Origin of the sequence: Pseudomonas fuscovaginae SE-1 (assembly GCF_000364705.1) — a bacterium.
GTDB classification, from domain to species: domain Bacteria; phylum Pseudomonadota; class Gammaproteobacteria; order Pseudomonadales; family Pseudomonadaceae; genus Aquipseudomonas; species Aquipseudomonas fuscovaginae_A.
On the sequence record NZ_AQOH01000054.1, the window covers coordinates 18568 to 31840 of the forward strand.

The following is a 13273-nucleotide window of genomic DNA, read 5'->3' on the forward strand; positions in this document are numbered from 1 at the left end:
GGTTTGATTGCGATGACCTCTATGTTTAGTGTGTCCGATTCTGCCTGCTCTTTATTCCTTTGGATTGTTGGGAATGTTCCGGTTTTTCTGTTGTAGGCCAATAGGGAAACTAGCGTTCGGCAATTCTGCCGTGGTGTTAGTTATTTAGTGTTCAGCCTGTGGAAAGATGAGGGCGCTTCCTGAAAGAAGTGCGATTGCGGTTTGAAACATGCTGCCCTGAATAACTCATGCCGCTAGAACTGGAATGACATGGAGTGGGAAATGAAGTTGCTATCCAAGTTGACGCTCGGAACCCTGCTGGTTGCGGTGGGAGGGTACGCCAGCGCGGCTGACCTGCTGGTGAAGGGGACGATCGTTCCCGCCAGCTGCACCCTGAGCCTGCAAAATGGGGGGGTTGTCGATTACGGGAAGATTCGCGCCGCCTCGTTGAGTCCGAACGGTTATACCCGCCTGCCGGCCAGGGGCGTGCCGTTCTCGGTCAACTGCGACGGGGGCACCCGGGTGGGCGTCAAGACGCTCGACAACCGTGCCGCCAGCAAGGTGCCGGGGATTCTGCAGACGGCCATCGGCTCGGCCTATGGCGACACCTACAACTATGGCCTGGGCATGACGACGGGTGGCCAGCGGATCGGTGGTTACGCGTTGACCATCAAGGACTCCGTGGCCGACTTCCCACTGGTCAACACCATCGTGTCGAGCAACAACGGGTTGAGTTGGAGTCGTGGCAACGGCGCCCTGGGCCAGTATCAGAACATCATGTCCTGGAGTGGCTTCTTCGCCACCCATCCCGCCTCGGTACAGCGCGTAACCGGTACGCTGGAAGTTCAGGCGGTAATCAACAGGACTTCCGAACTGGATGTGACCCAGGAAGTCTTCCTGGACGGTTTGGCAACGCTGGAACTGCGTTACCTCTAAATACCGTCGATTCAAGTAGCAAGTAGAACAGACGCCGGCATGCGGTAGCGTGCCGGCAGTCTTGTCACATCTGTATTGAGCGAACCGGATATCGGTTCGCCGGGGAGCGTGTCACTTGGAAACTGTGCCTCGTCTATCTTCTTGTGCCGGTGCGTTGTTCTTTCTTCTGGGCGTGTTCTGGGGGAGTGCCCGGGCCGATGGCATGCAGCCGGAAACCACGGTGGTCATTCTCTATGAGGAAGAGGGCAAGGCCAGTATCCATGTCCAGAACACCGACAGCGGCCCGGCGCTGCTGCATTCGGCCATCGAGTCCCTTCCCGAGGATCTGGAGGCGCTGGTGGTGGTGACGACTCCGGTGGCCCGGGTCGATGGCGGCGAGACGCAGCAGGTGGGGCTTCTGGCGATCAACGAGCAGCCTCTCAAGACCCAGCGACTGAAGCGGATCACCTTCGAGGGCATCCCGCAGCGCAAGACCGCAAGCGGGGCCACCGTGGGGATCAGCCTGCGCCAGAACCTGCCGCTGATCCTGCACCCCAAGGGGTTGGCCCGCAATGCCACGCCCTGGAAGGAACTGACGTGGCATCAGGGCGGATCCCGATTGGTGGTACGCAATGACAGCCCCTATGTCGTGCGGCTGTCGCCGGAGCTCCAGCTCAATCCTCACAAGACCATGGTGATGCTCAGTCGCAGTTATGTGCTGCCAGGGGACAGCCTGGAGATCGAGGTGGACCCGGCGTTGCCCGCGTCCACGTCGGTCACCCTGCAGCCGGCGACTGTCTACGGGTTCGCGGTCGCCAGCTATGAGGCGCCGATTCTTGCCGAAGCACAGTGATGCTTCCATGAGAAAGCCTGAACGATTGGTCACTGAATCATCCAACCGACCCCTTGCGCCCCCGAGGGTGGCCCATCGGCTGATCAAGGTGCTGGGCAGCCTGGCGTTGCTGGGGCTTGGCGAGTCCGCTGCCGCCCAGAAGAAGGAGCAGGTCAGCGAGGTGGAGTTCGACCTGTCCGTGCTTTCCGGACGTGGCATCGACCCAGGAGTCGCCGATTACTTCCGCTCGGCGCCACGCTTTCGCGAAGGCCTGCAGCTCGTGAACCTGGAGCTCAACGGCAATTCCCTGGGACCGACGCCGGTGCATTTCGATCGGCAGGGCCAGTTATGTTTCACCGCCGCTCTGCTGGACAAGGCCGGCCTGAGACTTCCTGGCGCCCGCGACGGGAGGGTGCTTGACCAGGATTGTCACGGTTTCCTGCAGGCGTATCCGCAGGCCCGGGTGACCTTGCGTCCCAATCGCGAGGAGGTCGTCCTGCTGGTGCCGACCCAGGCCCTGCGCGGACCGCGGCTCGCCGAGGGGGCCTACAGCCGTGGCGGCTCGGCGGCACTGCTCAATTACGATGTGCTGGGTGTCGAGAGCCGTTCACGCCAGCGCAATGAGCGATTTTTCTCGGCTGCGACCGAAGCGGGATTCAATGCGGGCGACTGGGTCGTGCGCAGTCGCCAGTTGCATGTCGCCAATGAGGGGAAGCGGCGGACAGAGCACCTGTATGCCTACGCACAACGGGACTGGCGCGCGTTGCAGACGACGTTCCAGGCCGGGCAGATCAACAGCGCCGGGCCGGTGTTCGCCGGTGTGCAGCTGTCTGGCGTGCAGTTCATGCCCGATGGTTCGGCGCCTGGCCAGGTGGGACGGGGCGTGGTGGTCCAGGGCGTGGCCTTCGATGCCTCGCGGGTCGAGGTCCGCCAGTCCGGCGTCCTGATCCATGCCACCCTGGTGCCGCAGGGCCCCTTCAGCCTGGCCGGGCTGCCGTTGCTCAGCGACGGCAGTGACCTGGAGGTCCGGGTCATCGGCGAGACGGGCGGCGAACACCGTTTTGTCGTGCCCGCGGCCTCCTTTCCGGGAGCCGCCTCGATCCAGCCGGGCTACTACCTGACCCTGGGGCGGCTGCGCGAGGTGGAGGACAGTGCCGGGAGCGAGCCATTGCTGGCGAGCGGGACTGGCACCTGGGGGCTCGGTCGGGCCGGTTCGCTGAGCGCCGGGCTGTTGGCCAGCGACGATTACCGTGCCGGCGGCTGGGCGTTCGACAGCCGTATCCGGGAGTCGCTCGGTATCGGCCTGCGCAGCACGCTCTCCCAGGCGGCCCGCCCCTCGCTGAGTGGGCGCCAGGACAGCCTGTCGCTGAGCAGCCCTTTGCCGGGGGCTTTCGACCTGAGTCTGAGCGCCACCCTGCGCGGTGCCGGTTATCGTGACCTGCACGAGGTGGGCGACGCCGACCGGAAAACCGATTCCGGCCTGCGCCTGCGGCGGCAGTACACCGCCGCGCTCGGTTGGGCGGATACCCAGTGGGGCGGCTTCAGCCTGGGCTACTCGCGCAACCTGATGTTCGATGGGCGTTCGTCCCAGCGCCTGCATGGTTTCTGGAGCAAGAGCTATCGGTACGCCAGCGTCAACCTGAGCGTGGATTCCAGTATCGGGTCAGGCGACGACCGTCACGCCCTCGATCCCGGGCTGGGGTTACGCCTGGGGCTCAGCATTCCACTGGGTGGGGACCGGCGGGTCGGCTCCTTCCTCAGTCGCCGGGGCGAGCGGTTCGACATCGGCGGCGATTACCGTGAGCGGGTCAGCGATACCCTCAGTTACGACCTGGGCCTGGAGCGCGACCTCAAGGACCGGAAGCAGATCACCCGGGGCAGCGTGAGCCTCCTGCCGCGCTATACCCAGGTGGGGCTGGGCGCGACCCGCAACTCTTCGGGTACCGGTTACAACGGGCAATTGTCCGGCGGCATCGCCTTGCACGCCGGGGGCGTGACGTTCTCGCCCTACGCCATCCAGGAAACCTTCGGGGTGGCCTCGGTGGGCGAGTTGTCCGGCGTCAGACTGGTCACGCCCCTGGGGCCGGTCTGGACCGACTTCAGCGGCCAGGCGGTGGTTCCCGGCCTGCCGGCCTATCGCGACAGCCAGGTGGAAGTCGACAGCCGCTCATTGCCGCGACGTGTCGACCTGCTCAATGGGGTGAAGCGCCTGGAGACCGGGCGCGGCTCGTTCAGCCGGGTCGATTTCGCGGTGGTGAGCTTCCGGCGGCTGTTGCTCAAGGTCACGGACGAAAACGCCGAGCCGTTGCCCAAGGGGGCAGCGGTGTCCAGCGCGGAGGGCGGCCTGCTGACCACCGTCGTCGGTGACGGCATGGTGTTCCTGAGCGATGTCGAGGCCGGGCAGCGACTGCGCGTCCGCCTGGTCGACCATACGGACTGTGTTCTGACTGTCGAACCGGCCGAAGTCGTGGACGACGACCGGCCCTATGAAACCGCCACGGCAGTTTGCCGGGCGATCTGACCCAGTGGAAACCGCCATGAATGCTTGCCTCGGTACCCTCTTTCGCGGCTGTTGCCTGGCCCTTGTCCTGTGTTCGTTCCCAGCCGTGGCCCATGACTGCACGTTGTCGTTGAGCCAGCCGCAGGTGGACCTGGGGATGCTGCGCCTGGGGCGCTTTTCGCTGCTGCCCGGGCAGTCCGAGATTTCGCTGGGGCCCCGCAGGCTGACGCTGACCATCGTCTGCCCCCGCCCCACGGCCATGGTGCTGCGGTTCGAGGGGGACGCGGCGGGGCCGCAGGCCTATCGTCTGGCCCGACAGGGGTACTTCACCGTCGGCCTGAGCAACGCTCGCCTGGATGGAGAGCCGGTCACCCTGGCGTTGGCGGGTCGTCCGACAGAGCGGCAGGACGCCTGGCTGATGGTGCCCGGCCGTAGCCTGCGGGCGTTGGTGCACGGTATGCCGGCCAAGGGCCGGTTCTTCTCGGCACAGGTCGAAATCGACCCTCGCCTGTCTACCGCGATGACCCAACTGCGCGATGAGACCGCCGTCGAAGGCCGAGGGCGTTTCGAGCTGGTACCGAGCGAATGAGCGATCTCAGACCGGGGCCTCCACGCTGCCGATGAAGTTCGCCAGCTCGACGGTCCGCGGGTTGGCGAACAGCACCCTGGGGTCGCCAACCTCGTGGACCTTGCCCTGGTGCATGAACACCAGCTTGTCGCCGACTTCCCGGGCGAAGCGCATTTCGTGGGTGACCATGATCAGGGTCATGCCATCCCTGGCCAATTGCCGGACGACGCTGAGCACTTCATTGACCAGTTCCGGGTCGAGGGCCGAGGTGATTTCATCACAGAGCAGCACTTTCGGCGACATCGCCAGGGCCCGGGCAATGGCTACCCGTTGCTGCTGGCCGCCGGAGAGGCGGTCCGGGAACGCATCGAACTTGTCGCCCAGGCCGACCCGTTCGAGCATCTGCCGGGCCAGTTCGGCGGCCTTGGCCCGGGGGACCTTCTGCACCACCTGTGGGGCGAGCATGACGTTCTCGCCAACGCTCAGGTGCGGGAACAGGTTGAACTGCTGGAACACCATGCCGACCTTCTGGCGCAGGCTGCGCAAGTCGGCGCGCGCGGCGTCGAGGTATTCGCCGTCGACCTCGATCACGCCGTCGTTGATCGACTCCAGGCCGTTGAGGGTCCGCAACAGGGTGCTCTTGCCCGAGCCGCTGCGGCCGATGATCGCCACCACCTGGCCTTGTTCGACGCTCAGGTCGATGCCCTTGAGCACGTGATGGTCGCCGTAGTACTTGTGCAGGGCGGAAATTCTAAGAAGCGACATGCAGTCTCCTTTCCAGGTAGCGCGCACTGAGCGACAGGGGGTAGCACAGGAGGAAGTAGCCGACGGCCACCAGGCCGTAGACCATGAAGGGCTCGAAGGTGGCGTTGGCCAGCATGCCGCCGGTCTTGGTCAGTTCGGTAAAGCCGATGATCGAGGTCACCGCGGTGCCCTTGATCACCTGCACCGAAAAGCCCACGGTCGGTGCCACGGCGATGCGCAGGGCCTGCGGCAGGATCACGTGGCGCAGTTGTTCGTAGCGGTTGAGCGCCAGGCTGGCCGAGGCCTCCCACTGGCCGCGGGCGATGGACTCGACGCAGCCACGCCAGATCTCCGCCAGGTAGGCAGCGGTGAACAGGGTCAGGGCGATGGCGGCCGCCAGCCAGGGTGAGATGTCCACCCCAAGCAGGGCCACGCCGAAAAACACCATGAACAACTGCATCAGCAGCGGCGTGCCCTGGAACAGCTCGATATAGGCGCGGGCCAGGCCACGCAGCAGGGGCTTTTCGGAAATGCGCAGCACCATCACCAGCAGGCCGAGCAGGCCGCCGCCGAGGAAGGCCACCAGCGACAGCACCAGGGTCCACTGCAATCCGGTCAGCAGGTTGTTGAGGATGTCCCAGAAGGTGAAATCCATCAGCGGCCCCTCGCCAGGTAGCGTCGCCCCAGCCAGTTGAGCGACTGGCGGATCAGCAGGGCCATGCCCAGGTAGATCAGGGTGGTCAGGGCATAGGTTTCAAAGGCGCGGAAGTTGCGCGACTGGATGAAGTTGGCGGCGAAGCTCAACTCTTCCGTGGCGATCTGCGAACACACCGCCGAGCCGAGCATGACGATGATGATCTGGCTGCTCAGGGCTGGCCAGACCTTGCCCAGCGCCGGGCGCAGGACCACATGGCGGAAGGCTTCGACGCGGCTCATGGCCAGGGCGGCGGCGGCTTCCAGTTGCCCGCGTGGAATCGCCTCGATGCCGGCGCGGATGATCTCGGTGCTGTAGGCGCCGAGGTTGATCACCATCGCCAGCACCGCCGCCTGCCACTCGGAAATCTGCAACCCCAGGGACGGCAGGCCGAAGAAGATGAAGAACAATTGCACCAGGAACGGCGTGTTGCGGATCAGCTCCACGTACACCCCGAACAGGGCCGAGAACGGCTGGATCTTCCAGGCCCGCACGGCTGCGCCAAGGATGCCGAGGCCGACTCCCAGCAGGGTGCCGATGGTGGTCAGCTCCAGCGTGAACAGGGCGCCGCGCAGCAGCAGGTCGGCGTTGTGCAACACCGGCAGAAAGTCGAACTGATAAGCCATGGAACGGGCCTCGGGAAAACCGGATCAGAGATCAGCGGGCAGCGGTTGCTTGAGCCACTGCTGGGCGTTCTTGTCCAGGCTGCCGTCGGCCTTGGCGGCGGCGAGGATCTGGTTGACCTTGTCCAGCAGGGCCGGCTCGTTCTTGTTGACGCCGACATAGACCGGGGAGTCCTTGAGCTTCACCTTCATCGCCGGAACCCGTTTCGGGTTGCGTTCGGAAATGGCCACCATCACCACGTTGCCGCTGGCGATCAGGTCGACCTGGCCGGCGAGGTAGGCGGCGATGGTCGAGTTGTTGTCCTCGAAGCGCTTGATGGTCACGCCCTGGGGCGCCACGGCGGTCAGTTCGATGTCCTCGATGGCGCCACGGGTGACGCTGACGGTCTTGCCCTTGAGGTCATCCAGACCATTGATCGCGGCGTCGGGCGGGCCGAACACCGCGAGGTAGAAGGGCGCGTAGGCACGGGAGAAGTCGATGACCTTTTCCCGCTCGGCATTCTTGCCGAGGCTGGAGATCACCAGGTCGACCTTGCCGGTGGTGAGGAACGGGATGCGGTTGGTGCTGTTGACCGGGGTCAGTTCCAGCTTGACCTTGAGCTGGTCGGCCAGCAGTTTCGCGGTGTCGATGTCCAGGCCGCGCGGTTTCATGTCCGGGCCGACCGAGCCGAAGGGGGGGAAGTCCTGGGGCACGGCGACCTTGAGGGTGCCACGGGCGACGACATCGTCCAGGCCATTGGCATGGGCGACTGCCTGGCCCAGCATCAGGCTGGCGAAGAGGGCGGCGAGCAGGGCATTGAAGCCTTTGGTCATGGCGGATCTCCGAATGCGAAAAGGGGATGTTGCGGTTCGATAGGCATTGCACACCCCATGCCATGCAGGACGTAAAGCCCATGGCTACGGGCATTCACGGGGCTTTCATGGTCTTACTGGTCTGAACAGTTAATGGCCTTTTCGCACCGTTATCGGGCATTCGCCGCGGGAGCCGAACCAGTGCTGGGCGTGACTTGCCGCCCGCCTGCAATAGCTTTACAACTAGTGTTTTATCGGACCTTCCAGCCTGGGCACCATGAACTCGATTTCCCGCGCCGTACCTGAAGTGGCGCTGCAAGCCATTCGTAAACTGATCAGCGAGGAGGGCTATGGCCCGGGCGACGCGCTACCCTCGCAGCGTGACCTGGCGCAGCGCCTGGGGATCAGCCGGGCCTCGCTGCGCGAGGCGCTGTCGTCCCTGAGTGCGCTGGGGGTGATCAGCGTGCAGCCGGGCAAGGGGGTGTTCGTCCAGGCGCAGGGGCAGGCGCCGTCCGGCAGTGGGTTGGCCTGGCCGTTCGCGGCCCAGGCCTCGGCCGAGGATATCTTCCAGCTGCGCTATGCCCTCGAGGGGTTCGCCGCCGGGCTGGCGGCGGTCACGCTGACGGCGGATGAACTGGATGTCCTGCAGGACAATGTCGACGCCATGCGTACCGAACTGCTCGCCGGGGATTTCGAGGCTGCCGCCCGGCTGGACTTCGACTTCCACCGGCGGATTCTGCTGGCCAGCGGCAACCAGGCCATGGTCGGCATTCTCAGTGCCACGGCCGAACTGTTCCTGGAGAGCCAGAAACTGCCGTTCATCCGGGCCGAACGGGCCATGGAAACCTGGCAGGAGCACCGCAAGATCCTTCGTGCCCTGGCCCGGCATGCCTCGGGGCCGGCACAGAAGGCGATGCAGGAACACGTGCGCAATGCGGCGCTGCGCACCGGGATCGCTTTCGTCACGCCTGTCTGAGTCTGCCTTGCGCCTGCCCGCGGATGAGTCGGGGTGCCGGCTCCCGCAGGTTGGGCGATACTCAAACTCATGGAGCACCATAGTTAGACTCAATCATCTGCGGCTTCCTGTACGTAGGAAGGACGGCTATGATGGGCAACGTTTTTTTTGGCTTACCACTGCGGAGATTTCCATGAGCAGCGATCTTATCAAGCACGTCACTGACGCGTCCTTCGAAGCCGATGTCCTGGAGGCCGAAGGCCCTGTGCTGGTTGACTACTGGGCTGAGTGGTGCGGTCCCTGCAAAATGATCGCTCCGGTCCTGGACGAGATCGCCGCCGACTACGAAGGCAAACTGACCGTCGCCAAGCTGAACATCGACGAAAACGCGGATACCCCGGGCAAGCACGGTGTGCGTGGTATCCCGACCCTGATGCTGTTCAAGAACGGCCAGGTCGAGGCGACCAAGGTCGGCGCCCTGTCGAAGTCGCAACTGCGAGCTTTCCTCGACTCGCACCTCTGATCGTCGTCAAAAGGCCCCGCAAATAGCGGGGCTTTTTCGTTGTATGGGGCTAGACTCTGCGAAATGCAGGTGTTACATTCGGCCCCGCACTGGTTTCGCCATTGCCCCCTGCTAGCCGTCGCCGACGCTCTCCTTTTCGAACAAGTACGCGATCCTGTCGCCTTCTCCGCGGCGCGGCCTCATTAAGCCAAAAGCTTAATTTCCCCCCTCCATAAATGATTACGTCATTCCTATATGAATCTGACTGAACTCAAGCAAAAGCCGATTACCGAACTGCTCGAATTGGCCGAACAGATGGGCATAGAGAACATGGCCCGTTCGCGCAAGCAGGATGTGATTTTCTCCCTGCTGAAAAAGCACGCGAAAAGCGGTGAGGAAATCTCCGGTGATGGCGTGCTGGAGATCCTCCAGGACGGCTTCGGCTTCCTTCGTTCTTCCGACGCGTCCTACCTGGCCGGTCCCGATGACATCTACGTGTCGCCGAGCCAGATCCGTCGTTTCAACTTGCGCACCGGTGACACCATCGTTGGCAAGATCCGCCCTCCTAAGGAAGGCGAGCGTTATTTCGCCCTGCTCAAGGTCGACACGATCAACTACGATCGTCCGGAAAACGCCAAGAACAAGATCCTGTTCGAAAACCTGACGCCGCTGTTCCCCAACGAGCGCCTGAAGATGGAAGCCGGCAACGGTTCCACCGAAGACCTCACCGGCCGCGTCATCGACCTCTGCGCCCCGATCGGCAAGGGCCAGCGTGGCCTGATCGTCGCCCCGCCGAAAGCGGGCAAGACCATCATGCTGCAGAACATCGCGGCCAACATCACCCGTAACAATCCCGAGTGCCACCTGATCGTCCTGCTGATCGACGAGCGTCCGGAAGAAGTGACCGAGATGCAGCGCACCGTTCGCGGTGAAGTGGTTGCCTCGACCTTCGACGAACCGCCGACCCGTCACGTGCAGGTCGCCGAGATGGTCATCGAGAAGGCCAAGCGCCTGGTCGAGCACAAGAAGGACGTGGTGATCCTGCTGGACTCCATCACCCGTCTGGCCCGTGCCTACAACACCGTGATCCCGAGCTCCGGCAAGGTCCTGACCGGTGGTGTCGACGCCCACGCCCTGGAGAAACCGAAGCGTTTCTTCGGCGCCGCGCGGAACATCGAGGAAGGCGGTTCGCTGACCATCATCGCCACCGCGCTGGTTGAAACCGGCTCGAAGATGGACGAGGTGATCTACGAAGAGTTCAAGGGTACCGGCAACATGGAGCTGCCCCTGGACCGTCGTATCGCCGAGAAACGTGTATTCCCGGCCATCAACATCAACAAGTCCGGTACCCGCCGCGAAGAGCTGCTGACTGCCGACGACGAGCTGCAGCGCATGTGGATTCTGCGCAAGCTGCTGCATCCGATGGATGAAGTGGCGGCCATCGAGTTCCTGGTCGACAAGCTGAAAACGACCAAGACCAACGATGAGTTCTTCCTGTCGATGAAGCGCAAGTAAGTCGAACAGGGCAGAAAAGCCGGGGAAACCCGGCTTTTTGCTGTCTGGATGGCGGCCAGGGCGCGTGGTCGCTTGCACGATATCGGGGCGAACCGGGTACACTGCCCTCCCCGAACGCCACGGACCCTACGAGGCTCACGCATGCAGTATCGCGACTTGCGCGACTTTATCAGCGGCCTGGAACAGCGCGGCGAACTCAAGCGCATCCAGGTTCCGGTGTCCCCCATCCTGGAAATGACCGAGGTCTGCGACCGCACCCTGCGGGCCAAGGGCCCGGCGCTGCTGTTCGAAAAGCCCACCGGTTTCGATATCCCGGTGCTCGGCAACCTGTTCGGCACCCCGGAGCGGGTCGCCCTGGGCATGGGCGCCGATGACGTCGGCGAGTTGCGCGAGATCGGCAAACTGCTGGCCTTCCTCAAGGAGCCGGAGCCGCCCAAGGGGCTCAAGGATGCCTGGTCGAAGCTGCCGATCTTCCGCAAGATCATTGCCATGGCACCCAAGGTGGTCAAGGATGCGCCGTGCCAGGAAATCGTCCTCGAGGGGGACGACGTCGACCTTGGCAAACTGCCGGTGCAGCACTGCTGGCCGGGCGACGTGGCGCCGCTGATCACCTGGGGCCTGACGGTCACCAAGGGGCCGAACAAGGATCGCCAGAACCTCGGCATCTACCGCCAGCAGGTGATCGCCCGCAACAAGGTGATCATGCGTTGGCTCAGCCACCGTGGCGGTGCGCTGGATTACCGTGAGTGGTGCGAGAAGCACCCTGGCCAGCCATTCCCGGTGTCCGTGGCCCTGGGAGCGGACCCGGCGACCATTCTCGGCGCGGTCACGCCGGTGCCGGACAGCCTGTCCGAGTACGCCTTCGCCGGCCTGCTGCGGGGCAATCGCACCGAGCTGGTGAAGTGCCGTGGCAACGACCTGCAGGTCCCGGCCACCGCGGAGATCATCCTTGAAGGCGTGATCCATCCGGGCGAAATGGCTCCGGAAGGTCCGTATGGCGACCACACCGGCTACTACAATGAAGTCGACGACTTCCCGGTGTTCACCGTCGAGCGCATCACCCACCGGATCAAGCCGATCTACCACAGCACCTACACCGGCCGGCCGCCGGATGAGCCGGCGATTCTCGGCGTGGCGCTGAACGAGGTGTTCGTGCCGATCCTGCAGAAGCAGTTCCCGGAAATCACCGACTTCTACCTGCCGCCCGAAGGCTGCTCGTATCGCATGGCGGTGGTGACGATGAAGAAGTCCTACCCGGGCCATGCCAAGCGCGTGATGCTGGGTGTCTGGTCGTTTTTGCGACAGTTCATGTACACCAAGTTCGTTATCGTCACCGACGACGATATCAACGCCCGGGACTGGAATGACGTGATCTGGGCCATCACCACGCGCATGGACCCCAAGCGCGACACGGTGATGATCGACAACACACCGATCGACTACCTCGACTTCGCCTCGCCGATCTCCGGCCTGGGCTCGAAGATGGGGCTGGATGCCACCCACAAGTGGCCCGGCGAGACCACGCGCGAGTGGGGCCGGGTGATCGTCAAGGATGAAGCCGTGACCCGGCGGATCGATGCCATCTGGAATCAGTTAGGAATAGATTGATGCGTGTGACCTTGCAGCCCTCCGGAGCCGTACTGGAGATACGGCCAGGAGAGCGGATTCTCGACGGGGCCCGGCGGCTGGGCTATGACTGCCCGCAAAGCTGCCGCAATGGCAACTGTCATGTCTGTGCGGCCCTGCTGGTGGAAGGGCGGGTCGCGCAGGCCGGCGCTGTCCGTGACCATGGCGAGTTCTACACGTGTATCGCCGAGCCCCTGGAAGATTGTGTGGTGCTCTGGGATGGTGTCCTGGCCCTGGGAGAATTGCCGGTGCGTAGCCTGGCGTGTCAGTTGAGCGAATGCGTCGAGATCGGCGGCGATGTCTGGCGGGTGCGCCTGCGGGCGCCGGCGGGCAAGCCACCGCGCTACCACGCCGGGCAATACCTGATGATCGAGCGTGACAGCGGCGAGAAGTCGGCGTTTTCCCTGGCTTCGGCACCGCATTCCGGGCGCGACCTGGAGCTGCATGTGCTGGCGCGTGAAGCCAGCGCGCGCAAGCTGATCGAACAGTTGCGGCGCAACCGCATGGCGCGGGTCGAACTGCCGTTCGGCGATACCCACCTGGCCGAGTTGCCGGATGCGCCGTTGGTGCTGATCGCCGCCGGTACCGGCATGGCACAGATGCACAGCCTGATCGAGCATTGCCGTTCGCGCGGCTTCGAGCATCCGGTGCATCTGTACTGGGGGGTGCGACGGCCCGAGGACTTCTATGAACTGGAGCACTGGGACGAGTGGCAGAAGTTGCCCAACCTGTTCCTGCACAAGGTGGTCAGCGACCTGTGCGGCTGGGAAGGGCGCTGCGGCATGCTGCACGAAGCGGTTTGCGAGGACATTGCCGACCTGTCGAGCGTACGGGTGTATGCCAGCGGCTCGCCGGCGATGATCTATGCGACGCTGGATGCGCTGGTCGAGGCGGGGATGGACGCGCACCAGATGCGTGCCGATGTGTTCGCCTACGCGCCCAGGTCCTGATTGGCCTTCAACTGAGACCGTGAGCGCTGTTGTGGTGAGGGGGCTTGCCCCCGCTGGGGAGCGAAGCTCCCCTGATGC

Annotated in this window: 13 protein-coding genes; 9 read left to right on the forward strand and 4 right to left on the reverse strand. The window is 64.0% G+C overall.

Annotated elements, in window-relative coordinates; translation table 11 throughout:
* The first annotated feature begins 261 nt into the window (after nucleotides 1–261).
* The 4 genes from K675_RS0106110 (at nucleotide 262) to K675_RS30445 (ending at nucleotide 4815) form a co-directional block, all read left to right on the forward strand.
* On the forward strand, nucleotides 262–915 hold the full coding sequence (locus K675_RS0106110) for a DUF1120 domain-containing protein (RefSeq protein ID WP_017902627.1): 654 nt from the start codon (nucleotides 262–264) through the stop codon (nucleotides 913–915).
* Between the two features lie 124 nt (nucleotides 916–1039).
* Complete coding sequence (locus K675_RS0106115; protein ID WP_080635314.1) at nucleotides 1040–1747, forward strand: fimbria/pilus chaperone family protein; 708 nt, start codon at nucleotides 1040–1042, stop codon at nucleotides 1745–1747.
* 67 nt (nucleotides 1748–1814) lie between these two features.
* Nucleotides 1815–4247: a fimbria/pilus outer membrane usher protein gene (locus K675_RS0106120; protein WP_017902629.1), complete on the forward strand. Its 2433-nt coding sequence runs from the start codon at nucleotides 1815–1817 to the stop codon at nucleotides 4245–4247.
* 16 nt (nucleotides 4248–4263) lie between these two features.
* Nucleotides 4264–4815, forward strand: coding sequence for a hypothetical protein (locus tag K675_RS30445; protein WP_017902630.1), 552 nt, complete (start codon nucleotides 4264–4266; stop codon nucleotides 4813–4815).
* Nucleotides 4816–4821: 6 nt separating this feature from the next.
* Here K675_RS30445 and K675_RS0106130 read toward each other — a convergent pair whose 3' ends face one another.
* From K675_RS0106130 to K675_RS0106145, 4 genes are read right to left on the reverse strand one after another with little or no spacing between them, the layout of a single operon-like run.
* On the reverse strand, nucleotides 4822–5559 hold the full coding sequence (locus tag K675_RS0106130; RefSeq protein WP_017902631.1) for an amino acid ABC transporter ATP-binding protein: 738 nt from the start codon (nucleotides 5557–5559) through the stop codon (nucleotides 4822–4824).
* Nucleotides 5546–6196, reverse strand: coding sequence for an amino acid ABC transporter permease (locus K675_RS0106135; RefSeq protein ID WP_026144973.1), 651 nt, complete (start codon nucleotides 6194–6196; stop codon nucleotides 5546–5548). Before K675_RS0106135 ends, K675_RS0106130 begins: the two co-directional genes overlap by 14 nt.
* Complete coding sequence (locus K675_RS0106140) at nucleotides 6193–6858, reverse strand: amino acid ABC transporter permease (protein WP_017902633.1); 666 nt, start codon at nucleotides 6856–6858, stop codon at nucleotides 6193–6195. The genes K675_RS0106135 and K675_RS0106140 overlap by 4 nt, the downstream gene beginning before the upstream one ends.
* A gap of 24 nt (nucleotides 6859–6882) precedes the next feature.
* A complete protein-coding gene (locus tag K675_RS0106145) occupies nucleotides 6883–7668 on the reverse strand; it encodes a transporter substrate-binding domain-containing protein (protein WP_017902634.1) in 786 nt (261 codons plus the stop codon).
* A gap of 256 nt (nucleotides 7669–7924) precedes the next feature.
* Between K675_RS0106145 and K675_RS0106150 the strand changes: the two genes are divergently transcribed.
* The 5 genes from K675_RS0106150 (at nucleotide 7925) to K675_RS0106170 (ending at nucleotide 13195) form a co-directional block, all read left to right on the forward strand.
* Complete coding sequence (locus K675_RS0106150) at nucleotides 7925–8623, forward strand: FadR/GntR family transcriptional regulator (RefSeq protein WP_026144974.1); 699 nt, start codon at nucleotides 7925–7927, stop codon at nucleotides 8621–8623.
* 172 nt (nucleotides 8624–8795) lie between these two features.
* On the forward strand, nucleotides 8796–9125 hold the full coding sequence (gene trxA, locus K675_RS0106155; protein ID WP_017902636.1) for a thioredoxin TrxA: 330 nt from the start codon (nucleotides 8796–8798) through the stop codon (nucleotides 9123–9125).
* A gap of 234 nt (nucleotides 9126–9359) precedes the next feature.
* A complete protein-coding gene (rho, locus tag K675_RS0106160; RefSeq protein ID WP_017902637.1) occupies nucleotides 9360–10619 on the forward strand; it encodes a transcription termination factor Rho in 1260 nt (419 codons plus the stop codon).
* Between the two features lie 141 nt (nucleotides 10620–10760).
* Nucleotides 10761–12227 carry a 4-hydroxy-3-polyprenylbenzoate decarboxylase gene (gene ubiD / locus K675_RS0106165; RefSeq protein WP_017902638.1) on the forward strand — a complete coding sequence of 489 codons (1467 nt, stop codon included), beginning with the start codon at nucleotides 10761–10763 and terminating at the stop codon, nucleotides 12225–12227.
* Nucleotides 12227–13195 carry a CDP-6-deoxy-delta-3,4-glucoseen reductase gene (locus K675_RS0106170; RefSeq protein WP_017902639.1) on the forward strand — a complete coding sequence of 323 codons (969 nt, stop codon included), beginning with the start codon at nucleotides 12227–12229 and terminating at the stop codon, nucleotides 13193–13195. The genes ubiD and K675_RS0106170 overlap by 1 nt, the downstream gene beginning before the upstream one ends.
* Nucleotides 13196–13273: the final 78 nt, after the last annotated feature.